24 protein-coding genes and 1 tRNA gene are annotated in these 26,794 nt (G+C 67.4%); 14 read left to right on the forward strand and 11 right to left on the reverse strand.

Annotated features, from left to right (window positions below):
• The first annotated feature begins 76 nt into the window (after nt 1-76).
• The 4 genes from glnA (at nt 77) to ntrC (ending at nt 4,841) form a co-directional block, all read left to right on the forward strand.
• Complete coding sequence (gene glnA / locus L0984_RS13845) at nt 77-1,492, forward strand: type I glutamate--ammonia ligase (protein WP_234194210.1); 1,416 nt, start codon at nt 77-79, stop codon at nt 1,490-1,492.
• A gap of 167 nt (nt 1,493-1,659) precedes the next feature.
• On the forward strand, nt 1,660-2,157 hold the full coding sequence (locus L0984_RS13850; protein ID WP_234194404.1) for a hypothetical protein: 498 nt from the start codon (nt 1,660-1,662) through the stop codon (nt 2,155-2,157).
• Complete coding sequence (gene glnL, locus L0984_RS13855) at nt 2,157-3,233, forward strand: nitrogen regulation protein NR(II) (protein WP_114804115.1); 1,077 nt, start codon at nt 2,157-2,159, stop codon at nt 3,231-3,233. The genes L0984_RS13850 and glnL overlap by 1 nt, the downstream gene beginning before the upstream one ends.
• 24 nt (nt 3,234-3,257) lie before the next feature.
• Nucleotides 3,258-4,841: a nitrogen regulation protein NR(I) gene (gene ntrC / locus L0984_RS13860; RefSeq protein ID WP_234194211.1), complete on the forward strand. Its 1,584-nt coding sequence runs from the start codon at nt 3,258-3,260 to the stop codon at nt 4,839-4,841.
• Nucleotides 4,842-4,874: 33 nt separating this feature from the next.
• Here ntrC and xth read toward each other — a convergent pair whose 3' ends face one another.
• The 5 genes from xth to L0984_RS13885 form a co-directional block, all read right to left on the reverse strand.
• Nucleotides 4,875-5,654 (reverse strand): exodeoxyribonuclease III, encoded by a 780-nt coding sequence (xth, locus tag L0984_RS13865; RefSeq protein WP_234194212.1) that lies wholly within the window; start codon nt 5,652-5,654, stop codon nt 4,875-4,877.
• A gap of 147 nt (nt 5,655-5,801) precedes the next feature.
• Nucleotides 5,802-6,125, reverse strand: a complete 324-nt coding sequence (locus L0984_RS13870) for a hypothetical protein (RefSeq protein ID WP_234194213.1) — start codon at nt 6,123-6,125, stop codon at nt 5,802-5,804.
• 683 nt (nt 6,126-6,808) lie between these two features.
• A tRNA-Ser gene (locus tag L0984_RS13875) sits at nt 6,809-6,899 on the reverse strand.
• 15 nt (nt 6,900-6,914) lie between these two features.
• Nucleotides 6,915-7,841 carry an SPFH domain-containing protein gene (locus L0984_RS13880; RefSeq protein ID WP_234194214.1) on the reverse strand — a complete coding sequence of 309 codons (927 nt, stop codon included), beginning with the start codon at nt 7,839-7,841 and terminating at the stop codon, nt 6,915-6,917.
• A 56-nt stretch (nt 7,842-7,897) separates the two neighbouring features.
• Complete coding sequence (locus L0984_RS13885; protein WP_234194215.1) at nt 7,898-8,323, reverse strand: NfeD family protein; 426 nt, start codon at nt 8,321-8,323, stop codon at nt 7,898-7,900.
• Nucleotides 8,324-8,458: 135 nt separating this feature from the next.
• Here L0984_RS13885 and L0984_RS13890 point away from each other — a divergent pair, with 135 nt between their 5' ends.
• Complete coding sequence (locus L0984_RS13890) at nt 8,459-10,753, forward strand: arginine/lysine/ornithine decarboxylase (RefSeq protein WP_234194216.1); 2,295 nt, start codon at nt 8,459-8,461, stop codon at nt 10,751-10,753.
• Between the two features lie 45 nt (nt 10,754-10,798).
• Here the strand turns inward: L0984_RS13890 and L0984_RS13895 are convergent, their stop codons facing one another.
• From L0984_RS13895 to L0984_RS13905, 3 genes are read right to left on the reverse strand one after another with little or no spacing between them, the layout of a single operon-like run.
• Nucleotides 10,799-11,665 (reverse strand): EamA family transporter, encoded by an 867-nt coding sequence (locus L0984_RS13895; protein ID WP_234194217.1) that lies wholly within the window; start codon nt 11,663-11,665, stop codon nt 10,799-10,801.
• Nucleotides 11,662-12,216, reverse strand: a complete 555-nt coding sequence (locus tag L0984_RS13900; protein ID WP_234194218.1) for a phosphonate degradation HD-domain oxygenase — start codon at nt 12,214-12,216, stop codon at nt 11,662-11,664. Before L0984_RS13900 ends, L0984_RS13895 begins: the two co-directional genes overlap by 4 nt.
• A gap of 7 nt (nt 12,217-12,223) precedes the next feature.
• Nucleotides 12,224-12,961 carry a phosphonate utilization associated transcriptional regulator gene (locus L0984_RS13905; protein ID WP_234194219.1) on the reverse strand — a complete coding sequence of 246 codons (738 nt, stop codon included), beginning with the start codon at nt 12,959-12,961 and terminating at the stop codon, nt 12,224-12,226.
• A 158-nt stretch (nt 12,962-13,119) separates the two neighbouring features.
• Between L0984_RS13905 and L0984_RS13910 the strand changes: the two genes are divergently transcribed.
• From L0984_RS13910 to phnX, 5 genes are all read left to right on the forward strand, one after another.
• Complete coding sequence (locus L0984_RS13910) at nt 13,120-14,157, forward strand: putative 2-aminoethylphosphonate ABC transporter substrate-binding protein (RefSeq protein ID WP_234194220.1); 1,038 nt, start codon at nt 13,120-13,122, stop codon at nt 14,155-14,157.
• 77 nt (nt 14,158-14,234) lie between these two features.
• A complete protein-coding gene (locus L0984_RS13915) occupies nt 14,235-15,323 on the forward strand; it encodes a putative 2-aminoethylphosphonate ABC transporter ATP-binding protein (RefSeq protein ID WP_234194405.1) in 1,089 nt (362 codons plus the stop codon).
• Nucleotides 15,320-17,026, forward strand: a complete 1,707-nt coding sequence (locus tag L0984_RS13920) for a putative 2-aminoethylphosphonate ABC transporter permease subunit (RefSeq protein WP_234194406.1) — start codon at nt 15,320-15,322, stop codon at nt 17,024-17,026. Before L0984_RS13915 ends, L0984_RS13920 begins: the two co-directional genes overlap by 4 nt.
• Nucleotides 17,027-17,045: 19 nt before the next feature.
• Nucleotides 17,046-18,179 (forward strand): TIGR03364 family FAD-dependent oxidoreductase, encoded by a 1,134-nt coding sequence (locus L0984_RS13925; RefSeq protein ID WP_234194221.1) that lies wholly within the window; start codon nt 17,046-17,048, stop codon nt 18,177-18,179.
• 20 nt (nt 18,180-18,199) lie between these two features.
• The gene (gene phnX, locus L0984_RS13930; RefSeq protein ID WP_234194222.1) at nt 18,200-19,018 is read left to right on the forward strand and encodes a phosphonoacetaldehyde hydrolase; all 819 of its coding nucleotides are present in this window, start codon (nt 18,200-18,202) and stop codon (nt 19,016-19,018) included.
• Nucleotides 19,019-19,106: 88 nt separating this feature from the next.
• On the opposite strand, the gene L0984_RS13935 is transcribed toward phnX, so the two are convergent.
• From L0984_RS13935 to fabI, 3 genes are read right to left on the reverse strand one after another with little or no spacing between them, the layout of a single operon-like run.
• A complete protein-coding gene (locus L0984_RS13935; RefSeq protein WP_234194223.1) occupies nt 19,107-19,526 on the reverse strand; it encodes a YbaN family protein in 420 nt (139 codons plus the stop codon).
• Nucleotides 19,527-19,531: 5 nt separating this feature from the next.
• A complete protein-coding gene (locus L0984_RS13940) occupies nt 19,532-20,368 on the reverse strand; it encodes a DNA ligase (RefSeq protein ID WP_234194407.1) in 837 nt (278 codons plus the stop codon).
• A gap of 28 nt (nt 20,369-20,396) precedes the next feature.
• On the reverse strand, nt 20,397-21,191 hold the full coding sequence (fabI, locus tag L0984_RS13945) for an enoyl-ACP reductase FabI (RefSeq protein WP_017762261.1): 795 nt from the start codon (nt 21,189-21,191) through the stop codon (nt 20,397-20,399).
• Nucleotides 21,192-21,228: 37 nt separating this feature from the next.
• On the opposite strand from fabI, the gene L0984_RS13950 reads away from it, so the two are divergent.
• Genes L0984_RS13950 through L0984_RS13965 form a run of 4 tightly spaced genes read left to right on the forward strand, consistent with a single transcriptional unit; the run spans nt 21,229 to nt 26,736 of the window.
• Complete coding sequence (locus tag L0984_RS13950; RefSeq protein ID WP_234194224.1) at nt 21,229-23,025, forward strand: extracellular solute-binding protein; 1,797 nt, start codon at nt 21,229-21,231, stop codon at nt 23,023-23,025.
• Between the two features lie 10 nt (nt 23,026-23,035).
• A complete protein-coding gene (locus L0984_RS13955; RefSeq protein ID WP_234194225.1) occupies nt 23,036-24,070 on the forward strand; it encodes a microcin C ABC transporter permease YejB in 1,035 nt (344 codons plus the stop codon).
• A 2-nt stretch (nt 24,071-24,072) separates the two neighbouring features.
• A complete protein-coding gene (locus tag L0984_RS13960) occupies nt 24,073-25,116 on the forward strand; it encodes an ABC transporter permease (protein WP_234194226.1) in 1,044 nt (347 codons plus the stop codon).
• A 3-nt stretch (nt 25,117-25,119) separates the two neighbouring features.
• Complete coding sequence (locus L0984_RS13965; protein ID WP_234194227.1) at nt 25,120-26,736, forward strand: ABC transporter ATP-binding protein; 1,617 nt, start codon at nt 25,120-25,122, stop codon at nt 26,734-26,736.
• Nucleotides 26,737-26,794 lie beyond the last annotated feature (58 nt).

Here is a 26,794-nt window from a genome sequence, read left to right on the forward strand (position 1 = left end):
AATGAAAATGGCATAGAACCTGCGTTCGTCTTACTCGCAAATTTCGTCAACCCTTCCAATCCCCCAGGAGAACCTGATGGCAAAGACCGTCGCCGACGTCATGAAACTCGTCAAGGAAAACGAGGTCAAGTTCGTCGACTTCCGATTCACCGACACCCGCGGCAAGGAGCAGCACGTCACCGTGCCGGTTTCTGCCTTTGATGAAGACAAGTTCACCGCGGGTCATGCCTTCGATGGTTCCTCGATCGCCGGCTGGAAGGGCATCGAAGCCTCCGACATGCAGCTGATGCCCGACCCGAGCACGGCCAACATCGACCCCTTCTACGAAGAGACGACGCTGTTCCTGCAGTGCGACGTCCTGGAGCCCGCCGACGGCAAGCCCTATGACCGCGATCCCCGCTCGGTCGCCAAGAAGGCCGAGGCCTATCTGAAGTCCACCGGCCTGGGCGACACCGCCTACTTCGGTCCCGAGCCCGAATTCTTCATCTTCGACAGCGTGCGCTGGAGCAACGAGGCCGGCCGCGTGTTCAGCGAGATCGACGAATACGAAGCCCCCTGGAACAGCGGCGCGAAGATGGAAGGCGGCAACCGCGGCCACCGTCCCACCACGAAGGGCGGCTACTTCCCCGTTCCGCCGGTCGACAGCACCCAGGACATGCGCGCCGAGATGGTGCTGGTGCTGGAAAGCCTGGGCATCCCGGTCGAAGTGTTCCACCACGAAGTGGCTGGCGCTGGCCAGAACGAGATCGGCACCAAGTTCTCGACCCTCGTCGAGCGCGCCGACTGGACGCAGGTCCTGAAGTACGTGGTGTGGAACGTGGCGAACAGCTACGGCAAGACCGCCACCTTCATGCCCAAGCCCTACGCCGGTGACAACGGCTCCGGCATGCACGTGCACCAGTCCATCTGGAAGGACGGCAAGAACCTGTTCGCCGGCGACGGCTATGCCGGCCTGTCCGACACGGCCCTGTACTACATCGGCGGCATCATCAAGCACGCCCGCGCACTGAACGCCATCACCAACCCCGGCACCAACAGTTACAAGCGCCTGGTCCCTGGCTTCGAAGCGCCGGTGAAGCTGGCCTACTCGGCCAAGAACCGCTCCGCCTCGATCCGCATCCCCTTCGTCGCCAACCCGAAGGGCCGCCGCATCGAAGCGCGCTTCCCCGATCCCTCTGCCAACCCCTACCTGTGCTTCTCGGCCCTGCTGATGGCCGGCCTGGACGGCATCGAGAACAAGATCCACCCGGGCGAAGCCGCCACGAAGGATCTGTACCACCTGCCGCCCGAAGAAGACGCGCTGGTGCCCACCGTCTGCCACAGCCTGGACCAGGCCCTCGAGTACCTCGACAAGGACCGTGCCTTCCTGACCAAGGGTGGCGTGTTCACCGACTCCATGATCGACGCCTACATCGACCTGAAGATGGGCGAAGTCACGCGCTTCCGCATGGCTCCCCACCCGGTCGAGTTCGACATGTACTACTCGCTGTGATGGCCACGGGCGCTTCGGCGCCCGGCGGTATCGCGCACAAGGACGGCCCCCGGGCCGTCCTTTTTCTTTGGTGCGGGAACCGGCCTGCCGGCCTGTCTTCCAATTGCAAGACAATGTTGCGCGGCATCGCCCATGGCGCGCCAAGCTCTTTCTCTCCGGTCGCGATGATGAAACCCTACCTGCCTCTTCTTGTGTTGCTCGGCCTCGGCGGCTCTCTTGGCGTGCAGGCGCAGGAGCGCATCTGGCGCTGCGGCAACGAATACACCAACAACGCCGCCGATGCGCAACGCCGTGGCTGCAAGGTCGTCGAAGGCGGCAATGTGACCGTCGTGCAAGGGACGCGGCCCGCCGGCGCATCCACCCCTTCGTCCACGGCGACGGCGCGGCCCGCCGGCAGCGGCCCTCGCGTCGATTCGCCGGAGCAGCGGGCGCGCGACAGCGACGCCCGTCGCGTGCTGGAAGGCGAACTGCGCCGGCTGGAGGCGCGCCAGTCCGAACTGATGAAGGACTACAACAACGGCGAGCCCGAGAAGCAGGGCAGCGAGGCGCGCAACTACCAGAAGTACCTGGACCGCGTGGCCGAAATGAAGGCCGAGATTGCGCGCAACGAAGCCGACCTGGCCAGTCTGCGCCGCGAACTGGACCGCCTGCCGGCGTCGCGCTGATGGCCTTCGGTACGGTCGCGCGCGCCAGCAAGCGCTTCCAGGCCTTCGATCTGCTTGCCACCCTGGTGGTGGTGATCCGCCACGACGGCACCATCGTCTTCGCCAATTCGGCCCTGGAGGATGCGCTGGGCACGTCGCGCCGCACGCTCGAAGGCGCAGCCCTGGGCAACTTCTTCGTCGATGCCGGGACCTTGCGCACGGCCATCGATGGCGCCCGCACCAACGACTTCGCCACCTTGCGCTACGAAGCGCAGTTGCGCCGTGGTACCCAGGAGCCGCTGCCCGTGCAGGTCACGCTGGCCCAGACGGACCGCAAGGCCGAACTGCTGCTGGAGATGTCGCCGCAGGAGCAGCAGGTGCGGCAGGATCGCGAGGTGCGGCTGCTCGACCAAGCCCAGGCCAACAAGGAGCTGATCCGCAACCTCGCGCACGAGATCAAGAACCCGCTGGGCGGCATCCGCGGCGCGGCGCAGTTGCTGCAGATGGAGATCGAGTCGCGCGACCTGATCGAGTACACGCAGGTCATCATCCATGAAGCCGACCGCCTGCAATCGCTGGTGGATCGCCTCCTGGCGCCGCACCGCCGGCCGCATGTGGTGGGCGACGTCAACATCCACGAGGTCTGCGAGCGCGTGCGCTCGGTGCTGCTGGCGGAGTTTCCGCATGACCTGGAGGTGGAGCGCGACTTCGATCCCTCCATCCCCGAGTTCCGCGGGGACCGCGAGCAGTTGATCCAGGCCACGCTCAACATCGCGCACAACGCGGCGCAGGCGCTGGCCGAGCGCCGTGCGGCCGGCGATGCACGCATCACCTTCCGCACGCGCATCGCCCGCCAGGTCATCCTCAACAAGCAGTGGTGGCGACTGGCACTGGAATTGCATGTCATCGACAACGGCCCGGGCGTCCCGGACTCGATCAAGGACCGCATCTTCTATCCGCTCGTCTCGGGCCGGGAAGGCGGAACCGGATTGGGCCTGACGCTGGCGCAGACCTTCGTGCAACAGCACCATGGGGTCATCGAATGCGACAGCGTGCCCGGTCGTACCGACTTCACGATATTGATACCGCTGCCGTAGCAGGAAAGGACAACAAGGAGCTGCATGAAGCCGATCTGGATAGTGGACGACGACCAATCGATACGCTTCGTGCTTGAAAAGGCGCTGTTGCGAGAGGACCTGCCGACGCGCAGCTTCACCAATACCCGCGAAGTCCTCGCGGCGCTCGAAGCCGCCAACGAGGACGAGATGCAGGGCCCGCAGGTGCTGGTGAGCGACATCCGCATGCCGGGTGGTTCGGGCCTGGACCTGCTGGACAAGATCAAGCAGAAGCATCCCGGCCTGCCGGTCATCATCATGACGGCCTTCTCCGACCTGGACAGCGCCGTGTCGGCCTTCCAGGGCGGCGCCTTCGAATACCTGCCCAAGCCCTTCGACCTGCCGCGCGCCGTCGAACTCATCCGCCGCGCGGTGGACGAGAGCCAGCGCGAGGAGGTGGCCGAGGAGCGCATGCAGGCCACGCCCGAGATGCTCGGCCAGGCGCCTGCGATGCAGGACGTGTTCCGCGCCATCGGCCGCCTGTCGCAGAGCAATGTGACGGTGCTGATCACCGGCGAATCGGGCTCGGGCAAGGAACTGGTGGCGCGTGCGCTGCACAAGCATTCGCCGCGGTCCAACGGGCCCTTTGTGGCCATCAATACGGCGGCGATTCCCAAGGACCTGCTGGAGAGCGAGCTCTTCGGCCATGAGCGCGGCGCCTTCACGGGCGCACAGACCATGCGCCGCGGCCGTTTCGAGCAGGCCGACGGCGGCACGCTCTTCCTCGACGAAATCGGCGACATGCCCTTCGACCTGCAGACGCGCCTGCTGCGCGTGCTGTCGGACGGGCACTTCTATCGGGTCGGCGGGCACAACGCGGTCAAGGCCAATGTGCGTGTGATCGCGGCCACGCACCAGGACCTGGAGCAACGGGTCAAGCAGGGCGTGTTCCGCGAGGACTTGTTCCACCGCCTCAACGTCATCCGCCTGCGGCTGCCGGCCTTGCGCGAGCGCAAGGAGGACGTCCCCTCGCTCACGCGCCACTTCCTGCAGCAGAGTGCCAAGCAGCTGGGCGTGGAGCCCAAGCGCATCTCCGATGCGGCCCTGTCGCAGCTGTCGGCCTTCAACTTCCCGGGCAACGTGCGGCAGCTGGAGAACATCTGCCACTGGCTCACGGTGATGGCGCCGGCCCAGCTGATCGAGCCGAAGGACCTGCCGCCCGAGGTGCTGTCGAACGCGGCGTCGGAGGCGGGCCTCGGCGCAGGCGCGCCGCCCCAGGCGGGCGTGCCGTCCGTCACGACGCCGGTGGAGACGGCCGCCTTCGAGCCAGCCGCTGGCGCTGCCGCGGCAATGCCGGTGTCCATGCCAATGGTCGCAGCTGCTCCAGCGGCGACGCCCATGGCGACGGTGGCCACGGCTGCAGCGGCCAGTTGGGAGCAGGGGCTCGACGCCGAAGCGCAGGCCATGCTGGCGTCCGGTCAGCCGGACGTCTGGGATGCCCTCTCGCGGCGCTTCGAATCACATCTCATCCTGACCGCGCTGTCCTTCACGCGTGGGCGCCGCATCGAGGCAGCGCAGAAGCTCGGCATCGGCCGCAACACCATCACGCGAAAGATCGCGGAACTTGGGCTGGATCAGGACGACGCCTGATCGCGTCGGGCCCCGCCGGCCTTCGGTACAAGCTCAGCTGCCCAGCTCCATCACCACGGGGGCATGGTCGCTGGGCTTTTCCCATTTGCGCGGCACGCGGTCGATGGTGCATGAGCGCACCTCGGGCACCAGCGGCTCGCTGACCAGGATGTGGTCGATGCGCAGGCCGCGGTTCTTCTGGTAGCCGAGCATGCGGTAGTCCCACCACGAGAAGCTTTTCTCGGGCTGCTCGAACAGGCGGAAGCCGTCGACCAGGCCCAGTTGCAGCAGCGCCTGGAAATGCTGGCGCTCTTCGGTCGTGTGGTGGATCGTCTCCTTGAGGCCCACCGGGTCGTAGCTGTCACGGTCCTCCGGCGTGATGTTGAAGTCGCCCAGCAGCACCAGCCGCGGATGTGCGGCCATCTCGGCGCGCAGCCAGTCCCGCAGTGCGTCCAGCCAGCGCATCTTGTAGGCGAACTTGTCGGAGCCCGGCGCCTGGCCGTTGACGAAGTAGCCGTTGACCACGCGCAGCGGGCCGGTGGGCGTGTCGACGGTCGCGCTGATCACGCGCGAATGCTCGTCCTCGAAGCCGCCGATGTTGCGCTGGACCTCGCGCAGCGGCGACAGACTCAGCAGCGCGACGCCGTTGTAGGTCTTCTGGCCGAAGCTCGCGGCCTCGTAGCCGGCGGACTTGAGCACCTCCAGCGGGAACTTGTCATCGGTCATCTTGAGCTCCTGCAGGCACAGGAGGTCGACGGGGTTGGCGATCAGCCAGTCCAGCACATGCTGCAGGCGGGCCGTGAGAGAGTTGACGTTCCAGGTGGCGATTTTCATGAGGCGACGTTGATCCCAGTCGGTCGACGGGTTGAGGTGGCGGGTGAGCACGGGCCAGCGGCGAGCCGAGTGGGAGCGTCCGTCTGGCTGCAGGCCCGTCATCCTATAGGCAGGCGCGCCGACCGTGCGGCAGCGGCCGCCTTCAGGTCACGGCGGATCGCTTTCCCACGGGAAGAGCTTGGAGCGCAGGGCCTGGACGGCCTCCGGGGTGTGGGGCGACGCGGCATCCTGGAGGGAGCGCACGTAGGCCCGCAGATGTTCCCTGGCGCCATCCGGCAGCGATCGCCCTGTCTCGGACTTTTCCAGGTGGCCGTTCAGGTAGTGGTCGAGCAGGAACTGGCAGTCTTCGTGCCGGGGGTGGGTCGAAATGATGGCCATGAGGGCGAAGAGCAAACCCCGCCGTTCAAGTCGCATCGTCAGTACTTCGTTGCGCAGCGTGTTGAGCTTGGCTGCGAGTTCATCATTGGTCATGCCTTGGCCATTGCCTCGGAGTTACGGGGCGGCCATTCTTTCGGGCAGTTCTTGCCCCACGCGCCCCGGGCGTTTCAATGGGCGGGGCAGGGCGTCTGCAGGGGTGGCTCAGCGCGTGGTGGCGCCAAGCCTTGAGATTGCGGCGGCGCGAGGAATCAATAGGCAGGCGCGGATTCGCGCGTGAGTGCCGGGGCCTCACCGCGAACGATCCTGGACGACTGCGCATGCCGGGTCGTGTCTGGCAGCGGGAGGCCTCGCGGGGCGACTGTCAGGGCAACCTGCGCACTCTGGCGCGAGGTGGATCAGACTTGGCGTTTGCGGGCGGAACGCTCGCGCAGACGTCCGAACGCAGCGTTCCGCAACTTCAGCAGATAGCTGCGCTTGGCACCCTCGGACATCTTGGATTGGAAAAGGTGCCGGAGATCGCCTCCTCCGGATTCCGTGGATCCCCCGCGCGGATCCGAACTCCCATCACCCGCGCCGCTGTTTGACCTGCTGTCCATGCTGTTGCGCTCCTTACGTGCTGTTTCGCGATTGTGAACTCGCCCTCTTTGCGCTGTAAACAAAAGTGTGCGCAAAAATTAAGGCAGTCGACAATTGCGCAAAGCCGAGCATCTGTGGGGAGCCGATGTCAGCGCTGCAGACATAAAAAAACCCGTTGCGCATGCAACGGGTTTCGTATTTGGCGGAGCAGGCGGGATTCGAACCCGCGGTGGGCTATTAACCCACACACGCTTTCCAGGCGTGCGACTTAAACCACTCATCCACCGCTCCGTGGAGCCCACGATTCTAACCCGGATTTGAGCCGCTGCGGCCTGCGCGCACCATCTGCATCGCCGAGGCGATCAGTCCGGCGGTGTCGGTCATGTTGCTGGGCACGATCAGGGTGGTCTTGGCATCCGCCGCGACCTTGCTGTAGGCATCGACGGCGCGTTCGGCGACCTTCAACTGCACGGCTTGATCACCGCCTGGCTGCCGGATGGCGGCCGCGATGCGCTCGATCGCGAGCGCCGTGGCCTCGGCCACCGCGGTGATGGAGGCGGCCTCGCCCTGTGCGTTGTTGATGGCCGCCTGCTTCTCGCCTTCGGAGCGGGCGATGTAGGCCTCGCGCTCGCCGGTGGCGATGTTGATCTGCTCCTGGCGACGGCCCTCCGAGGCGGCGATCAGGGCCCGCTTCTCGCGCTCTGCCGTGATCTGCGCCTGCATGGCGCGCAGGATCTCGGCCGGCGGCGTCAGGTCCTTGATCTCGTAGCGCAGCACCTTCACGCCCCAGTTGAGCGCGGCCTCGTCGATGGCGGCCACGACCTGGGCGTTGATGATGTCGCGCTCCTCGAAGGTCTTGTCCAGTTCCAGCTTGCCGATCACGCTGCGCAGCGAGGTCTGCGCCAACTGGGTGACGGCCACGATGTAGTTGGAGGAGCCATAGCTCGCCCGCATCGGATCGGTCACCTGGAAGTAGAGGATGCCGTCCACCTGCAGCTGCGTGTTGTCGCGCGTGATGCAGATCTGGCTGGGCACATCCAGCGGGATCTCCTTCAGGCTGTGCTTGTAGGCCACGCGGTCGATGAAGGGGATGAGGAAGTTGGGCCCCGGCGTCATCGTGCTGTGGTACTTGCCCAGCCGTTCACGGACCCACGCGTTCTGCTGAGGCACGAACTTGATGGACTGCCAGATGAAGATGACGGCGATGACCAGGATGACGATGGCGATTTCCATGGCAGTTCGATGAAGTGAGATTGAAAGGTTCCGCGAGCTCGGGGCAGTCCCGATGATCAGAGCGGCTCCAGCACGAGACGGTTGCCCTGCAACTCGACGACGCGGTGCGCTCCCGGCTGGCCGTGGCCGCCCGCGCGCAGCACGGCCGTCCATTGCGCACCCCGGTGACGCACGAGCGCCGTGCCATCCGCGAGCCAGGCGTCGACCTGGACGCGTTCGCCGATGTCGAGATTCATGTCAGGGCTGGCCTGCGGCGGTGGTCCAGCGGGGCGCGCGCGCTGCTTGAGATACCAGGCGCCCACCGTGCCCACGCCGACCACGGCGGCCACGACCAGTTGGACGGGCAGTGCGGCACCCAGATGCGCTGCGACGGCCGCGGCCGCGAAGGCCACGGCCGTCAGCAGAAGGTAGATGGTGCCGGAGACCAGTTCCAGCGCGACGGCTGCACCGGCCAGCAGCCACCAGAGCGTCGATTGAGCCATGGACGAGTTCCTACAGCAAAGAGGTGGCGGGAAGCCCCACATTCTGGGGCACGCCGCGTGACGCGGCCGTCATTTGAATTCCTTACACTTCGCGCCTTCTTTGCGCACCCCCCAAAAGCCGGAGCCCGACAGCCCATGAAATTCCGCTTTCCCATCGTCATCATCGACGAGGACTTCCGCTCCGAGAACACCTCCGGACTGGGCATCCGCGCCCTGGCCCAGGCCATCGAAAGCGAAGGCTTCGAGGTGCTGGGCGTGACCAGCTATGGCGACCTGTCGCAGTTCGCGCAGCAGCAGAGCCGGGCGAGCGCCTTCATCCTGTCGATCGACGACGAGGAATTCACCATCGGCCCGGACCTCGACCCGGCGGTACTGAACCTGCGCACCTTCATCGGCGAGGTGCGACGCAAGAACACCGACGTGCCGATCTACATCTACGGCGAGACCAAGACCAGCCGGCACCTGCCCAACGACATCCTGCGCGAGCTGCACGGCTTCATCCACATGTTCGAGGACACGCCGGAGTTCGTGGCCAAGCACATCATCCGCGAGGCCAAGAGCTACCTCGAGACGGTGCAGCCGCCCTTCTTCAAGGCGCTGATCGACTATGCGGAAGACGGCTCCTACTCGTGGCACTGCCCCGGCCACTCGGGCGGCGTGGCCTTCCTCAAGAGCCCCATCGGCCAGATGTTCCACCAGTTCTTCGGCGAGAACATGCTGCGCGCCGACGTCTGCAATGCGGTGGAAGAACTCGGCCAACTGCTGGACCACACCGGTCCCGTGGCGGCCAGCGAGCGCAACGCGGCCCGCATCTTCAACGCCGACCACTGCTTCTTCGTCACCAACGGCACGTCCACGTCCAACAAGATGGTGTGGCACCACACGGTGGCGCCGGACGACGTGGTGGTGGTGGACCGCAACTGCCACAAGTCCATCCTGCACGCGATCATCATGACCGGCGCGATCCCGGTGTTCATGAAGCCCACGCGCAACCACTACGGCATCATCGGCCCGATCCCCAAGAGCGAGTTCGAGCCCGAGGCCATCAAGGCCAAGATCCGCGCCAACCCGCTGCTCAAGGACGTCGACGCCGACACCGTCAAGCCGCGCGTGCTCACGCTCACGCAGTCCACCTACGACGGCGTGATCTACAACACCGAGACCATCAAGACGATGCTCGACGGCTACGTCGACACGCTGCACTTCGATGAGGCCTGGTTGCCGCACGCGGCTTTCCATCCCTTCTACGGGCCGTACCACGCGATGGGCAAGCGTCGCGCGCGGCCGAAGGAATCGCTGGTCTTTGCGACGCAGTCCACGCACAAGCTGCTGGCTGGTATCAGCCAGGCCAGCCATGTGCTGGTGCAGGATTCGCAGAACCGCCAGCTGGACCGGGACCTCTTCAACGAGGCCTACCTGATGCATTCGTCCACCAGCCCGCAGTACGCCATCATCGCCAGCTGCGACGTGGCGGCCGCCATGATGGAGCCGCCCGGCGGCACCGCGCTGGTGGAAGAGAGCATCCTCGAAGCCCTGGACTTCCGCCGCGCCATGCGCAAGGTGGAAGAGGAGTTCGGCAAGGACGAATGGTGGTTCAAGGTCTGGGGCCCGGAACACCTGGTCGACGAAGGCATCGGCCGCGCCGACGACTGGATCATCAAGGGCGAGACCCGCGCCGGCAACGGCGGCAAGAAGAACGGCGCGCGCAACTGGCACGGCTTCGGCAAGCTGGCGGATGGCTTCAACATGCTCGACCCGATCAAGTCGACCATCGTGACGCCCGGCCTGGACCTCGACGGCAAGTTCGCACCCACCGGCATCCCCGCCAGCATCGTCACCAAGTTCCTGGCCGAGCATGGCGTGATCGTGGAGAAGACGGGCCTCTACAGCTTCTTCATCATGTTCACCATCGGCATCACCAAGGGCCGCTGGAACACGCTGCTGACGGCGCTGCAGCAGTTCAAGGACGACTACGCCCGCAACCAACCGATGTGGCGCATCCTGCCGGAGTTCTGCCAGCAGCATCCCATCTACGAGCGCATGGGCCTGCGCGACCTGTGCCAGCGCGTGCACGAGCTTTACGCCAAGTACGGCATCGCCCGACTGACCACCGAGATGTACCTGTCGGACCTGGAGCCGGCCATGAAGCCCAGCGAGGCCTTCGCCCATATCGCGCACCGCAAGACCGAGCGCGTGGAGATCGACCATCTCGAAGGCCGCATCACCACCAGCCTGATCACGCCGTACCCGCCCGGCATTCCGCTGCTGATCCCGGGTGAGGTCTTCAACAAGAAGATCGTGGACTACCTGAAGTTCGCGCGCCAGTTCAACCTGGAGTGCCCGGGGTTCGAAACCGACATCCACGGCCTGGTCGCCCGCGTGGACGAGAAGGGCAAGAAGCGTTACTACGCGGATTGCGTCAAGCGCTGAGCCTGGGCGAGACGGCGCGCAGCTCTGGAGCGCTGCGCGCCCCCGTCATCCGAACCGCAGTGCCATCACGCCGCCGACCACCACGGCGGTGCCGAGGGCGCGCTGCAGGCCGAAGCGCTCCCGCAGCCACAGCGTGCCGATGAGCGCGGCGAAAAGCACCGAGGTCTCGCGCAGTGCCGCCACCACCGCCACGGGCGCCCGCGTCATGGCCCAGAGCGCGATGCCGTAGCTGGCCAGCGAGGCCGCCGTGCCCAGCCACGCCACACCCAGACGGCCACGCATGTAGGCGAGAGCATCACGCCGCCCCTGCGGACCGCGCCGCCACAGCACCAGCAGCATGAAGGGCAGGCCGTCGAAGACGAAGAGCAGGGCGACGTAGGCGGCGGCGTTGCCGCTGGCCCGCACGCCGAGGCCGTCGATCACGGTGTAGAGCGCGATGATGCAGGCGTTGGCCAGCGCGAAGCCCAGGGCCTTGCCGCGGTGCCCCGAGCTGTGCAGATGACCGGGTGACAGGCCGAGCGTGAGCACGCCCACACAGATGCCCGCCACACCGAACCACGCAAATGCCGAAAGACGCTCGCCCATCACGGCAAGGCTGCTGAGGGCCACCAGCAGTGGTGCACTGCCGCGCATCACCGGATAGGCCAGCCCCAGGTCGCCGTGCTTGTACGCGCCGGCCAGGGCCACGTAGTAGCCCACATGGATCACCACCGAGGCGGCCAGATAAGGCCACGAAGCGGCGGCCGGCAGGCCGGTGAAGGCCAGGATGGGCAGCGCGATGAACAGTCCGAGGCTGTGGATCAGTGCGGTGTCCAGCGACTTGTCCGACGCCGACTTGATGAGTGCATTCCAGCTGGCATGGAGCACGGCGCCGAACAGCACGGCCAGCGCGACGGGGCCTGTCAGCGTCATGCGCCTCGGGCCAGCATGCAGCGACGCGCGCGCGCCAGATAGTGCGGCAGGTCGGGGGTGGCGAGGTCGGCCTGCTTGGCCGCATCGTCCCACAGCCGGAGGCGGATCGCGTCCTGCGCATGCGGGCGCTGCATGAAGCGCAAGGCTTCTTCGTCGCTGAATACGCCGCCCTGCAGAACCAGGCTGCGCTTGGAGTCGTCCGAGAGGGCCGCCCAGTAGTCCTGACGGGTCGCGCACAGGTAGCGCTTGGCGTCGACGTGCCAGGCAATGGCGTCGAGGACGCGGTCCGGAAAGAGTCCGCGCAGGAAGGGCAGGGCATGGAACTGGTGCCGGTCGTCGATGCCGCGCAGCGTGGGCGTCTCGCCCTGGTCGTTGAGCAGGTGGCCGATGTCGTGCAAGAGGGCAGCTGTGACGAGCGCGTCGTCGGCACCTTCCTGCTCGGCCAGCCAGGCGCTCTGCAGCGCATGTTCCAACTGGGTCACGGGTTCGCCGCTGTACTGCTCGGCGCCGCGGCGTGCGAAGAGGTTCTCGATGTCGTGCAGGGTCAGCATGGAGGCCTCATGACGCGGCGAGCGAGGCAGCGCCGCTGCCCGTGGTCGAGCCGCGCTGTTTCTCCCAGTTGAGGCGCGTGCGCTCGCGGCTGTTCATCACGTGCTGGTACATGGCCTGGCCCGCTGCCTCCGGGTCGCCGAAGGCGATGGCCTTGAGGATGGCGCGATGCTCGCGCGAGTAGACGGCCATCGATTCGTCGGTGAGGTTCTGCCGGCGGAACAGCGACAGCTCGTTCACCAGCTTGCGGTAGGTGGCGACCAGCTTGGCGTTGCCGGCCAGCTCCAGCAGGCGGTCATGGAAGGCGAGGTTGAAGCGGTGGTAGTCCTTGGCGTCGCCCGCTTTCACCGCCTGGTCCATGGCATCGACCAGCTGCCGCAGTTCGCGCACCTGGGCGGGGGTCGCCGTCTCGGCCAGCTTGCGGCCCACATAGAGGTCCATCACGGCACGCACCTCGAAGATCTCCAGCGCTTCCTCGATGGGCACGTCGCGCACGAACACGCCGCGGTTCTTCTCGGTGCGCACCAGGCCGCCTTCCTCCAGCATGCGGAAGGCCTCGCGCACCGGTCCGCGTGAGACGCCCAGCTGGTCGGCCAGCGTGGCCTCGGTGAGCTTGGCGCCGGGGCCGAGTTCGCCGTCCAGGATCATGCGTTCGATCTCGGCCTGCACCACATTCGCCAGCGAATGGCACTGAAGCTGTGCGATGACGGGATGGGAAGAGACCTTCTTGGCAGGGGCGGCAGGCATGGCGCGATGGTAGGTTCGAGAGCGTAGATTGTCTACGATCTACAAATAACAATAGACAAAGAGGTGGAGCAGGCCCCGATTTTGCTTGGCGACCGTGTCACGAAGATGTCGTTTCGCGGCGGCACATTCGCCCGGTCATTTCATCGAGGAGCCTGCCCATGCACTTTTCCGTCAAGACCATCGCGACCGCCCTCATCGGCCTGGCCGCCACCGGCGCGGCCTTCGCGCAAAAGACCCAGCTGACGGTCTACACCGCGCTGGAGACCGACCAGCTCAAGGCCTACCAGAGTGCCTTCAACAAGGTCGAGCCCGACATCGAGATCAAGTGGGTGCGGGACTCCACCGGCGTGATCACTGCCAAGCTGCTGGCCGAGAAGGCCAACCCGCAGGCCGATGTGGTGTGGGGCGTGGCCGCCTCCAGCATGGCGCTGTTCGACAAGCAGGGCATGCTCGAGCCCTATGCGCCGTTGAACCTCGACGCGGTGATGCCGCAGTACCGCGACAAGAAGAACCCGCCCGCCTGGGTCGGCATGGATGTGTTCGGTGCCGTCGTGTGCTTCAACACGGTCGAGGCCAAGAAGAAGAACATTCCCATCCCCACCACCTGGAAGGACCTCACCAAGCCCGAGTACAAAGGCCAGGTGGTGATGCCCAACCCGGCCTCGTCGGGCACCGGCTACTTCGACGTCGCGGCCTGGCTGCAACTGTGGGGCGACGACGCCGGCAAGGGCGGCGGCTGGAAGTACATGGATGCGCTGCACGAGAACATCGCGCAGTACACGCATTCCGGCTCCAAGCCCTGCAACATGGCGGCCTCCGGCGAGTACGTGGCGGGCATCTCCTTCGAATACCGCGGCTACACCAACAAGGCCAAGGGTGCGCCCATCGAGCTGGTGTTCCCCAAGGAGGGCCTGGGCTGGGACCTTGAGGCCGTCGGCATCTACAAAGGCACGAAGAAGCTGGACGCTGCCAAGAGGCTGGCGAACTGGGCGACGTCGAAGGACGCCATGCTGCTCTACGGCAAGAATTTCGCCGTGACTGCCCAGCCGGGCGTGGCTCCCAAGCTGGCGGGCATCCCCGACGACTACGAGGCCCGCCTGATCAAGATGGACTTCGAGAAGTCGGCCACCAACCGCGAGCGCACCCTGGCCGAGTGGACGCGCCGCTACGACGCCAAGAGCGAGGCGAAGAAGTGATGACCGCGCCGGCGCATGCCTATGCGGCCGACCGCAGCGTGGGTGCTGCGCCGGCGCCGCTGTCCCTGGTCGAAAGCGTGCCCCAGCCCGACTACCTGCGGCTGCAGGGCGTGCACAAGCGCTTCGGCACCTTCACGGCGCTGGAGTCCATCGACCTGACCATTCCGCAAGGCGAGCTGGTGTGCTTTCTCGGCCCCTCGGGCTGCGGCAAGACCACCTTGCTGCGCATCATCGCGGGGCTGGAAGTGCAGACGGGTGGCCAGCTTTGGCAGAGCGGCACCGACATCTCGCGCCTGCCGCCGGCCCAGCGCGACTACGGCATCGTCTTCCAGTCCTATGCGCTCTTTCCCAACCTGAGCATCGCGGACAACGTGGCGTACGGGCTGGTCAACCAGCGGCGCCCGCGCAAGGCCATCGCCGCGCGTGTCGATGAGCTGCTGCAGCTCGTGGGCCTGCCCGGCAGCGGCGGCAAGTACCCGGCGCAGATGTCCGGCGGCCAGCAGCAGCGGGTGGCGCTGGCGCGCGCACTGGCCGCCTCGCCGGGCCTGCTGCTGCTGGACGAGCCGCTGTCGGCGCTCGACGCCATCGTGCGGGTGCACCTGCGCAACGAGATCCGTGCGCTGCAGCGGCGGCTGGGCGTGACCACCATCATGGTGACGCACGACCAGGAAGAGGCCCTGTCCATTGCCGACCGCATCGTGGTGATGAACCACGGCGTGATCGAGCAGGTGGGCACGCCGTTGCAGGTCTACCGCGAGCCCGCGACGCCCTTCGTGGCCGAGTTCGTTGGCAAGGTCAACCGGCTGCCCGCCGTGGCCGAGGGCGGGCGCTGGTTCCGGTGTGGCGACCGGCGCTGGCAGGTGGAGCCCGGCCATGGGGCGGAGTACCGCGCGGGCCGCGAGGTGATGCTCTACCTGCGTCCGGAAGACCGCGCGATGACCGGCTTCGATGCCGACCATCCGGGCCTGTGCACGGGCACGGTGGCGCACATCGAGTTCCTGGGTGGCAACTGCCTCGCCGAGCTGGTGGTGGAAGGGCTGCCCGAGCCGCTGCAGCTGCAGTTCTCGCTCAACCAGATGGACGAGTTCGGCGTGCAGCAGGGCCGTCGGTTGCGCTTCGCGCTGCGGCTGGACCGGCTGCGCGCCTTCCCCGCGACGGAGGCCTGAACGTGCAGACCGCGATCCGCCTGCCGGCCGTCCGGCTGCATGTGCACTGGAGCGACCGTGTGGCGCACTTGCTGCTGGTGGCCGTGGCGCTGTTGCTGGTCATCGGCCTGCTGTTGCCCTTGGGCGCCATCCTGTCGCAGGCGTTGCAGCAGACCGAGGAGCGCTCGGGCTGGGGCCACTTCCGCGCCTACCTCGCATCGCCCGCCTTGCTGGGCAGCCTCTGGAACAGCCTGTGGGTGTCCGCACTGGTGACGACCCTCGTGATCCCGCTGGCCTTCGGCTTCGCCTATGCGCTCATGCGCAGCTGCATGCCCGCCAAGGGCCTGCTGCGCAGCATCACGCTGCTGCCCCTGCTTGCGCCTTCGCTGCTGTCGGCCATCTCGCTGATCTACTGGTTCGGCAACCAGGGCGCGGCCAAGGGGCTGTGGCAGGCGCTGGGCTTCGACAGCATCTATGGCGCGCCGGGCATCGTGCTCGCGGAATGCTTCGCCACCTTCCCGCATGCGCTGATGATCCTGGTGACGGCGCTGTCGCTGGCCGACGCACGGCTCTATGAAGCCGCTGATGCGATGGGCACCCGCACCCTGCGGCGCTTCTTCACCATCACGCTCCCGGGCGCGAAGTACGGGCTGATCTCCGCCGCGCTGGTCGTGTTCACCCTGGTCATCACCGATTTCGGCATCCCGAAGGTCGTCGGCGGCAACTTCAACGTGCTCGCCACCGACGTGTTCAAGCTGGTGATCGGCCAGCAGGACTTCCAGCGTGGCGCCGTCGTGGCCCTGCTGCTGCTGGCACCCGCGCTGCTCACCTTCACGGTCGATCACCTGGTGCAGCGCAAGCAGACGGCCATGCTCACGGCGCGCGCAGTGGCGCTGACGCCCCGGCCGGCCAAGGGCTTCGATGCGGCCATGACCGCCTACTGCCTGCTCGTCTGCGCACTGATGGTGGCGATGTTCGGCATGGCGGTCTTCGCTTCCTTTGCCAAGCTGTGGCCCTACAACCTCACGCCCAGCCTCGACCATTACGTCGCCGGCATCGTCGACGCCGAGCTGGGCGGCGCGGTGCTCAACAGCCTGCTGCTCGCCGCCTGCACGTCCGTGGTCGGCACGGCCGTGGTGTTCTGCGGCGCCTACCTGCTGGAGAAGACGCGCGGCCTGGATGTGCTGCGTCCCGTGATCCGGCTGATGGCCATGCTGCCCATGGCGGTGCCGGGGCTGGTGCTGGGCCTGGGCTACATCTTCTTCTTCAACGCGCCGTGGAACCCGCTCAACGGCCTGTACCAGACCATGGGGCTGCTGGTGCTGTGCACGGTGGTGCACTTCTACACGACGGGTCACCTGACGATGGTCACGGCGCTGAAGGCCATCGACGGCGAGTTCGAGGCCGTCGCCGCCTCGCTCAAGGTGCCGGTGTTCACCACCGTGCGCCGCGTCACGCTGCCGATCTGCCTGCCGGTGCTGCTGGACGTGTCGCGCTACTTCTTCATCAACGCGATGACCACCATCTCGGCGGTCGTCTTCCTGTACTCGCCCGAGACGCGTCTGGCTTCCGTCGCCATCCTCAACCTCGACGAGGCCGGCGAGATCGGCGCTGCCGCGGCCATGGCGGTGCTGATCGCCGGGACCTCGGCGACCGTGAACGTGCTGTACCTGCTGCTCGGCCGCTGGGTGGACCGCCGCACCCAGCGCTGGCGGCTGCGATGAGCCGAAGGACCTCCAACGAATGAGCAACACCCATTTCGACCTGATCGTGGTCGGGGCCGGCATCGTCGGCCTGGCCCATGCGTACACCGCCGCGCGGCGCGGCCTCAAGGTCTGCGTGATCGAGAAGGACGCCGCCTGCATCGGTGCGTCCATCCGCAACTTCGGCTTCGTGACCGTGACCGGGCAGGGCGCCGGCGACACCTGGCGCCGCGCCCGCCGCGCGCGCGAGGTGTGGGGCGAGGTGGCGCCGCAGGCCGGCATCGAGGTCGTCCACCAGGGCCTCTACCTCACGGCCTTCCGCGACAAGGCGCTGGCGGTGCTGGCGCAGTTCATGGACACCGAGATGGCCGAAGGCTGCGAACTGCTGGACGTGGCCGAGGCCGTGCAGCGCGCACCGACGTTGCGGCTGGACGGGCCCGAAGGCCCGGCCCGTGCGGTCCTCTATAGCCCGCACGAGGCGCGCGTGGAGTCGCGCACCGCCATCGGCCTGCTGGCGGCCTGGCTGGCCGAGGCGCACGGCGTGGTCTTCCGCTTCAGCGAACAGGTGCTGGAGGTGGGCACGCCGCGCGTGCGCACCGCCCGCGCCACACTGCATGCGGAACGCGTGGCCGTCTGCACCAACATCGAACTGAACGGCCTGTTTGCCGAGCGGCTGGCGCCGCATCGCCTGCAGCTGTGCCAGTTGCACATGCTGCGGGTGCGCCCGCCGGAGGGCTTCAAGCTGCCAGGCTCGGTCATGGCCGACCTGAGCCTGGTGCGCTACCACGGCTACAGCAAGCTGCCGGCGGCGCGGGCGCTGCGGGCCCAGCTGGAGGCAGAGGAGGGCGAGTCGCTGGCTCATGGCATCCACCTGATCGTGGTGCAGAGCGCCGACGGCTCGCTGGTGGTGGGGGACTCCCACCACTACGGCCCGGTGCTCGAGCCTTTCGCCGACACGCAGGTCGACGCGCTGATGCTGCGTCACATGCAGGAGGCGCTGCACCTGCCCGACTACACCGTCACCCAGCGCTGGGTGGGCACCTATCCCTCGTCGCCCGACACCGACTGCCTGATCGACGCGCCGGACGATGCCACGCGCCTGGTGATCGTCACCAGCGGCACCGGCGCCAGCACGGCCTTCGGCATTGCCGAAGAGGTCTTCGCCGGCTGGTAGGCCGACCCACCGCATATCCCATGACTGACCAGCAAAAACTCCAGGCCGTCGTCTTCGACTGGGCCGGCACCATCATCGACTTCGGCTCCTGTGCGCCCATGGGCGCCTTCGTGCGTCTGTTCGAGCGCTACGGCATCGACCTCAGCATCGCCGAGGCGCGCGGACCCATGGGCGTGGCCAAGTGGGACCACATCCATGCGCTGAGCCAGTTGCCACGCGTGGCGGCCCAATGGGAGGCGCGCTTCGGCCGAGGCTTCACGCGGGCCGACGTCGACGAGCTCTACGAGGTGTTCACGCCGATGAACGCTGCCGTGGTGCCCGACTTCTGCGACTTCATCCCGGGCGCGCTCGACACCGTGGCCGCCGTGCGTGCGCGCGGCCTGCGCATCGGCTCCACCACCGGCTACAACCGGCTGATCATGGAGGTGGTGACGCCCATCGCCGCGAAGGGCGGCTATGTGCCGGACAACCTCGTGTGCGCGGGCGACCTGGCGGCCGGCCGGCCTTCGCCCTTGATGATGTACCGCTGCTTCGCCGACCTCGGCGTGTGGCCCGCCCATTCGGTGGTCAAGGTGGACGATACCGGCGTGGGCGTGCAGGAGGGCCTGAATGCCGGCACCTGGGCCGTGGGGCTGGCGATCAGCGGCAATGCGGCGGGTCTCACGCTGGCCGAGTGGCAGGCGCTCGATGCCGCAGGCCAAGCGCAGGTGCGCGCCCGTGCCACGGCGGAACTGAAGAGCGCCGGGGCGCACTACGTGATCGACAGCGTGGCGGAACTGATTCCGGTGCTGGACGACATCGAGGCGCGGATGGCGCGCGGCGAACGGCCGTCGGCCTGAACCCCTGGCGGCGCGCGACGCGAGCCTGGCGTGGTGCCGCTGCGGCCATCCGCGTCGAGGCCCCCTGGCCGCTGACGCGTTCCGAGTCTCAAGGCTCCGGCCGCCGCCAGAGCCAGATCAGCACGCAGGCCATGGCGCCGATTCCTGCGGTGGCACCCCAGCGGGAGGGCGACAGCCAGATCAGCACGACGGCGCACACGGCCATGGCCGCTGCGGCGCTGCGCTTGGCCCGTCGGCTGACGCGGCCACCCGCACGCCAGTTCAAGATCAACGGCCCAAAGAGCGGGTGCCTTTCGAGCCAGCCCGCAAGCCGCGGCGAACTGCGGGCGGCCGCCCAAGCGGCCAGCAGCACGAAGGGCGTGGTCGGCAGGCCCGGCAGGACAACACCGGCCACGGCCAGCACCAACGCCACCACGGCCAGCGCCATCATCAGCCAGCGCGCCGGGCCGCGCAGGCGGCGCGGTGCCTCGTGCTGCCGTGGCGGCGAGGGGGGCGGATTGGGCTCCACGGGCTTCAGCGGTCCGTGCGCACGCGCATGAAGCGCGCGAAGCGCGGAACACCCTGTGCCGTGAGCCCGTTGTAGCGGTAGGTGACCGTGCTGCCCACCGGCGGCGGATCGTCGCGCTGTGCATCGGTGAAGCCGCCGCCCAGCTTGAAGACCAGGCCTTCGGGTGTGCGCACCTGCAGCGCGCCCATCCGGCCAGCGTGTCGGCCCTGGCCCGGCAGGTGTGCGAGCACCACCGCCTCGGCATCGTCATAGGGCTTGACCTTGAGCAGGTCCGCACTGCGGCCGGCGCCATAGAGCGAACTGCCCCGGTGCAGCATCAGTCCTTCGCCGCCAGCCCGCACCATGGCGTCGAGCTGTCGCCGGAGCGCCTCGGCCGTGGTTGCGCGTTCCTGCCGCACGGGCTCGAGCCAGGGGATGGCCTTGATCGGAAGCAGCCGCTGCAGCACCTGCAGCCGGTGGTCGAAGTCGCCCGGTTCTGCGGGCAGGTCGAAGACCATGAAGCGCATGGCGCGCCACGCCGCATCGTCCGGCGCCTGGCTGCGCACCGTGCTCGAGGCATGCTCGAAGCGCCCGCGGCCGGCCCAGAGCTCGCCATCCATCGGCTGCTGCGGCCAGCCGGCCGTGAACCAGGCCGGCGCGGCAATGCGCTCGCCGCCGCGCGTCCACAAGGCCTGCCCGTCCCAGAAGCCGCGCACACCGTCGTACTTCTCGCTGACCCAGTAGCCGTCGAGCGGCATGCCCGGACGCCAGACCTCCGCCAGCATCAGCGCGGGCGGCGCGGCCCGGGCCGGCACGCTCAGCGCAAACGAAAGCGCCGCCAGCAGAAGACCGCGACGGCGCATGTTCATCACAAGAGAAAGGGAAAGTGGCTCAGCCTTCGGACGGCTCGTCGATGCCGCCGACCACGTTGCTGAAGCCGCCGTCCACGTAGGTGATCTCGGCCGTCACGCCACCGGCCAGGTCGGACAGCAGGAAGGCGGCCACATTGCCCACGTCGTCGATGGTCACGTTGCGGCGGATGGGCGAGACGGCCGCCACGGCGGGCAGCAGCTTGCCGAAGCCCTTGATGCCGCTGGCCGCCAGCGTCTTGATGGGGCCGGCGCTGATGCCGTTGACGCGCACGCCCTTGGGGCCCAGCGAGCCGGCCAGGTAGCGCACCGAGGCTTCCAGGCTGGCCTTGGCCAGGCCCATCGTGTTGTAGTTGGGCACCACGCGCACGGCGCCCAGGTAGGTCAGCGTGAGCAGCGCGGCCTGGTCGTTGAGGTAGGGCAGGGCGGCCTTGGCCATGGCCGGGAAGCTGTAGGCGCTGATGTCGTGCGCGATCTTGAACGCCTCGCGCGACAGGCCTTCGAGGAAGTCGCCGGCGATGGCCTCGCGCGGCGCAAAGCCGATGCTGTGGACGAAGCCGTCGAACTTGGGCCAGGTCTGCGAGAGGTCCTCGAACAGCTTGGCGATCTGGGCATCGTCACCCACGTCGCAGTCGAAGACCAGCTTGGAGTCGAAGTCGGCAGCGAACTCGGTGATGCGGTCCTTGAAGCGCTCGCCCACGTAGCTGAAGGCGAGCTCTGCGCCTTGCGCATGGCAGGCCTTGGCGATGCCGTAGGCGATGGAACGATTGGAAAGGACGCCGGTGATCAGAAGTTTCTTGCCGCTGAGAAAGCCCATGGGTCTGCCTTGAGAAAAACTTGGGCAGAATTCTCGCATGCGACTCTGGCTGCTCCCGGCCCTTCTGGTTGCGGCGCTGCCCGCCTGGGGTGCGCACGCCTATGCCCAGTTCGGCGACATCAAGTACCCATCGGGCTTCACCCACTTCGATTACGTGAACCCGGACGCGCCCAAGGGCGGCGAGATCCGGCTGGTGCCGCCGATCGCGGTCACGCAGTTCGACAAGTTCAATCCCTTCACGCTCAAGGGAACGGCGCCTGCAGGCCTCACGGACCTGGTGTTCGAGTCGCTGCTCGTGGGCAATCTGCAGGAGCCCTCGACGGCCTACGGCCTGCTGGCCGAGGACGTTGAGGTGGCGTCCGACCATCGCTCCGCCGTGTTCCGCCTGCGGCCTGAGGCGCGCTTCAGCGATGGCACGCCAGTGCTGGCCGAAGACGTCGTGCATTCATGGCGCACGCTCATCAGCAAGCAGGCGGCGCCGCAGTACCGCACGCTGCTGGCGGGCATCCGCAGCGTCAAGGCCGTGAGCGAACGCGTGGTGCGTTTCGACTTCGACTCGGACAACCGCGAACTGCCCCTGCTGGCCGGCGGCATCCCGGTGTTCAGTCAGCGCTGGGGGCAGGGCAAGCCCTTCGATCAGGTCATCACCGAACTGCCCATCGGCTCCGGCCCGTACCGGCCGTCCAGTGCCCGGCTGGGTCGCGACATCACCTACGTGCGCGACAAGAACTACTGGGGCCGCGACCTGCCGGTGCGCCGCGGGCAGTACAACTTCGACCGCATCACCTACAAGCTCTACCTGGACGACACGGCCCGGTTCGAAGGCCTGAAGGCGGGGGAATACGACCTCAAGCGCGAGTTCATCTCCCGCAATTGGGCGCGCCAGTACACGGGCCGCGCCTTCGACCGCGGCGAGGTCAAGAAGCAGGTCTTTCCCAGCGGCGCACCAGGCGACTACCAGGGCTACATCTTCAACCTGCGCAACCCCAAGCTGCAGGACGTGCGCGTGCGGCAGGCGCTGGCCCTGACGATGGATTTCGAATGGCTCAACCGCCAGATGTTCTACGGCATCTACACGCGCGTGCAGGGCTGGTTTCCCAACAGCCCGTTCCAGGCCAAGGGCCTGCCAGGCCCGGATGAACTCGCCTTGCTGGAGCCCCTGCGTGCGCAACTTCGGCCCGAGGTGTTCGGCCCCGTGCCGCTGTCGCCCAGCACCGCGCCGCCGTCCAGCCTGCGCGAGAACCTGCGTAAGGCCCGCGACCTGCTCGCCCAGGCGGGCTGGACTTATCGCGACGGCGCCTTGCGAAATGCCAAGGGCGAGGCCTTCACGCTCGAATACCTCAACGCCCAGCCTTCGGGCGTGCGACTGGTGCTGCCGATGCAGGCCGCCATGGCCAAGCTCGGCATCCAGCTGACGATGCGCAATGTCGACGGCGCCCTCTACCAGCAGCGCATGGACGACTTCGATTTCGAGCTGGGCAGCATCCGCATCCCGGCACGCACCACGCCGGGCAGCGAACTGCTCGAATACTTCGGGTCGGAGGCGGCCGGCACCCATGGTTCGGCCAACTACTGGGGCCTGAAGGATCCTGCCGTGGACGCGCTGATCCGCCGCGTGCTGGCCGCCACCACCCGCGACGACCTGGGCGCCGCCATGCGTGCGCTCGACCGCGTACTCACCAACGGCTACTACGGCATCCCGCAGTGGTACAGCAGTGGCTTCCTGGTGGGCTACCGGCCGGCGGGCTTCGTGCTGCCGCCGAGCATCCCTCCCTATTACGAACCCGACAGCTGGGCCGCGGCGACGTGGTGGGCGTCCTCCAGCAACAAGTAGGCAGCGCGGCATGCCCATCTACATCCTCAAACGTCTGCTGCTGATGGTGCCGACCCTGCTGGGCGTGCTGCTGGTGAGCTTCGCGGTCATCCAGTTCGTGCCGGGCGGTCCGGTCGAGCAGATGGTCTCGCAACTGCAGGGCCGCTCGGCCGGGGGCGAGGGGCCTTCGGCCGGGGGCTCCGCCTACCGCGGCCGGCAGGGGCTGAGCCCGCAGCAGGTCGCCGAGATCAAGGCGCTGTACGGCTTCGACAAGCCCGCGCCCGAGCGCTTCTGGCAGATGCTCAAGGCCTTCGCGCGCCTTGACCTCGGCCAGAGCTTCTACCAGCGCAAGGCGGTGTGGGAGCTGGTCAAGGAAAAGCTGCCGGTGTCGATCAGCCTGGGCCTGTGGACCTTCTTCATCAGCTACCTCATTGCCGTGCCGCTGGGCGTGGCCAAGGCGGTGCGGGCCGGCACGCGCTTCGATTTCGTGACCACGCTGCTCGTGCTGGTGGGCTATGCGATTCCGGGCTTCGTGCTGGGCGTCGCGCTGCTGGTGATCTTTGGCGGGCAACTGCAGTGGTTTCCGCTGCGCGGGCTGACCTCGGCCAACTGGGAGCAGCTCTCGTGGGGCGCGCGCATCGTCGACTACCTGTGGCACATCGCGCTGCCCATCACGGCCATGGTGCTGGGCAGCTTCGCCGTCACGTCCATGCTGACGAAGAACGCCTTCCTCGAAGAGATCCGCAAGCAGTACGTGCTGACGGCCCGTGCCAAGGGCCTGCGCGAGAAGCAGATCCTGTGGAAGCACGTCATGCGCAATGCGCTGATCCCGATCATCACAGGCTTCCCGGCCGCGTTCATTGGTGCCTTCTTCACCGGCTCGCTGCTGATCGAGACGCTGTTCTCGCTCGACGGCCTGGGCCTTCTCAGCTATGAGAGCGTGATCCGCCGCGACTATCCCGTGGTGCTGGGCACGCTCTACCTCTTCACGCTGATCGGCCTGGTGACCAAGCTGATCAGCGACCTCTGCTACGTGTGGGTGGATCCGCGCGTCAAGTTCGACTGAGCATGAGCGACACCTCCGCGCCTTCCGTTCCCTTGTCGCCGGGCCGCCGTGCCTGGCGGCGCTTTCGCCGCAACCGGCTGGGCTTCGTCAGCCTGGTGCTGTTCACCGTGCTGGTGGTGCTGAGCCTCTTCGCCGAGGTGCTGTCGTCCGACCGGCCGCTGGTGGTGCGCTACGACGGCCAGCTCTACTTTCCGGTGCTGACCGACTATTCCGAGAAGACCTTCGGCGGCGACTTCGAGACGCCGGCCGACTACCTCGACCCATTCATCCGTGAGCGCATCACGCAGGGTGGCAACTGGGCGTTGTACGCGCCGAACCCGTATGGGCCACGCACCCTGAACTACTTCGCCAGCCGGCCGAATCCCGCAGCGCCTTCCTCGGAGAACCTGCTTGGCACCGACGACCGCGGCCGCGACCTGCTGGCCCAGTTGATCTACGGCTTCAGGGTGAGCGTGCTGTTCGCGCTGGCGCTCACGGTCATCGGCGTGGTGCTGGGCGTGATCACCGGCGCCATTCAGGGCTTCTTTGGCGGCAAGACCGACCTGGCCTTCCAGCGCTTCATCGAGATCTGGGGCTCCATGCCCGAGCTTTACCTGCTGATCATCTTCAGCGCCATCTTCGCGCCCAGCGTGGCGCTGTTGCTCGTGCTGCTCTCGCTGTTCGGCTGGATGGGGCTGTCGGACTACGTGCGGGCCGAGTTCCTGCGCAACCGGCAGATGGACTATGTGCGCGCGGCCCGCGCGCTGGGCGTGGGCAACCTGGCCATCATGGGGCGCCACATCCTGCCCAACAGCCTGGTGCCGGTGGTGACCTTCCTGCCTTTCCGCATGAGCGCGGCCATCCTGGCGCTCACCTCGCTGGACTTCCTGGGCCTGGGCGTGCCACCGGGCACGCCCTCGCTGGGCGAACTGCTCAACCAGGGCAAGGCCAACATCGACGCCTGGTGGATCTCGCTGTCCACTTTCGGCGTGCTGGTGGTCACGCTGATGCTGCTCACCTTCATGGGCGACGCGCTGCGCGATGCCATGGATCCGCGGAAGGCCTGACCCATGACACAGCCTCTTCTGCGCGTGAAGGACCTGCGCATCGCCTTCGATGGCAAGCCGGTGGTGCATGGCGTCGATTTCGATCTGGCCGCCGGCGAAAAGCTGGCGCTCGTCGGTGAATCCGGCTCGGGCAAGACGGTCACGGCGCTCAGCCTGCTGCGGCTGGTGCCTGATGCCCAGGTGAGTGGTGAAGCCTGGCTGGACGGCGATCCGCCGCGCAATCTGCTGGCCTTGCCCGAGCGCTCGCTGCGCGGCATCCGCGGCCGCGAGATCGCCATGATCTTCCAGGAGCCGATGACGGCCCTGAACCCGCTCTACCCGGTGGGCGACCAGATCGCCGAGGTGCTGCGGCTGCACGAGGGGCCGGACGCCCGCAGCGCGCACGAGGCCGCAGTGCAGTTGCTCGCCGACACGGGCGTGCCGGAGCCGGCGCGCCGCGCCCGGGCCTTTCCGCATCAACTGTCGGGCGGGCAGCGCCAGCGCGCCATGATCGCCATGGCGCTGGCCTGCAAGCCGCGCCTGTTGCTGGCCGACGAGCCGACCACGGCCCTGGACGTGACGCTGCGCGTGCAGATCCTCGACCTGCTCGATACGCTCCAGCAGCGCCATGGCATGGCCGTGCTGATGATCACGCACGACCTGAACCTCGTGCGCCGCTTTGCCGACCGCGTCGCGGTCATGGAGCATGGGCGGCTGGTGGAGCAGGGCAGCGTGCGGCAGGTCTTCGATGCGCCGCGCCATCCCTACACCTGCAAGTTGATCGACAGCCGTCCCGAGCGGCGGGTGGCCGATGGGCCGGCGGAAGGCCGCGACACGCCGGTGTTGTCGGCCCGCGAGGTTGCTGTCAGCTATCCGGTGCCGCGTCCGGGCTTTCGCGGCTGGTTCGGACGCGACCGGTTCGTGGCGGTGCAGGACGCCGAACTCCAGATCCAGCCCGGCGAGACGCTCGGCGTCGTCGGCGAGTCGGGCTCCGGCAAGTCGACATTGGCGTTGGCTGCGCTCGGCTTGCTGCCCTTCGAAGGCGAGATGCGCGTCGCCGGTCAGGCCTGGCGCCGCGGCGCCAAGGCGGACCGCGCCCTGCGGCGGCAGGTGCAGGCCGTGTTCCAGGATCCGTTTTCGTCGCTGTCGCCGCGCATGACGGTGGCGCAGATCGTGGGCGAGGGTCTGTCGGTCCATGCGCCGGAGTTGACGGCCGCCGAACGGCATGCGCGTGTCGTGCAGGCGCTGGCGGAAGTCGGGCTTGAGGAAGCGCAGTTCCCGCAACTGTTGTCCCGCTATCCGCACGAGTTCTCGGGTGGCCAACGCCAGCGCATCGCCATCGCGCGTGCGCTGATCGTGCAGCCGCGCCTGCTGGTGTTGGACGAGCCCACCAGCGCGCTGGACGTCACCATCCAGAAGCAGGTGCTGGCCCTGCTGCAGCGGCTGCAGCGCGAGCAGGGCCTGGCCTACCTTCTCATCACGCACGATGTCGAGGTCGTCCAGGCGATGGCGCATCGCGTGGTCGTCATGAAGGATGGGCGCATCGTCGAGCAGGGGCCGGTCGATGTCGTGCTTGGCGCACCGGTCCATGTCTATACCCGTCAGCTCGTCTCCGCGGCGCTGGTGGGGCGTCCCACGTGAGCGGCGCCGGTCAGGGCGGCCCGCGCTCCGAAAGCGCCCAGGCTTGGCGCGCCGCCCT

The sequence above is a fragment of the Pseudacidovorax sp. NFM-22 genome, from assembly GCF_021401245.1.
Taxonomy (GTDB): Bacteria; Pseudomonadota; Gammaproteobacteria; order Burkholderiales; family Burkholderiaceae_C; genus Xenophilus.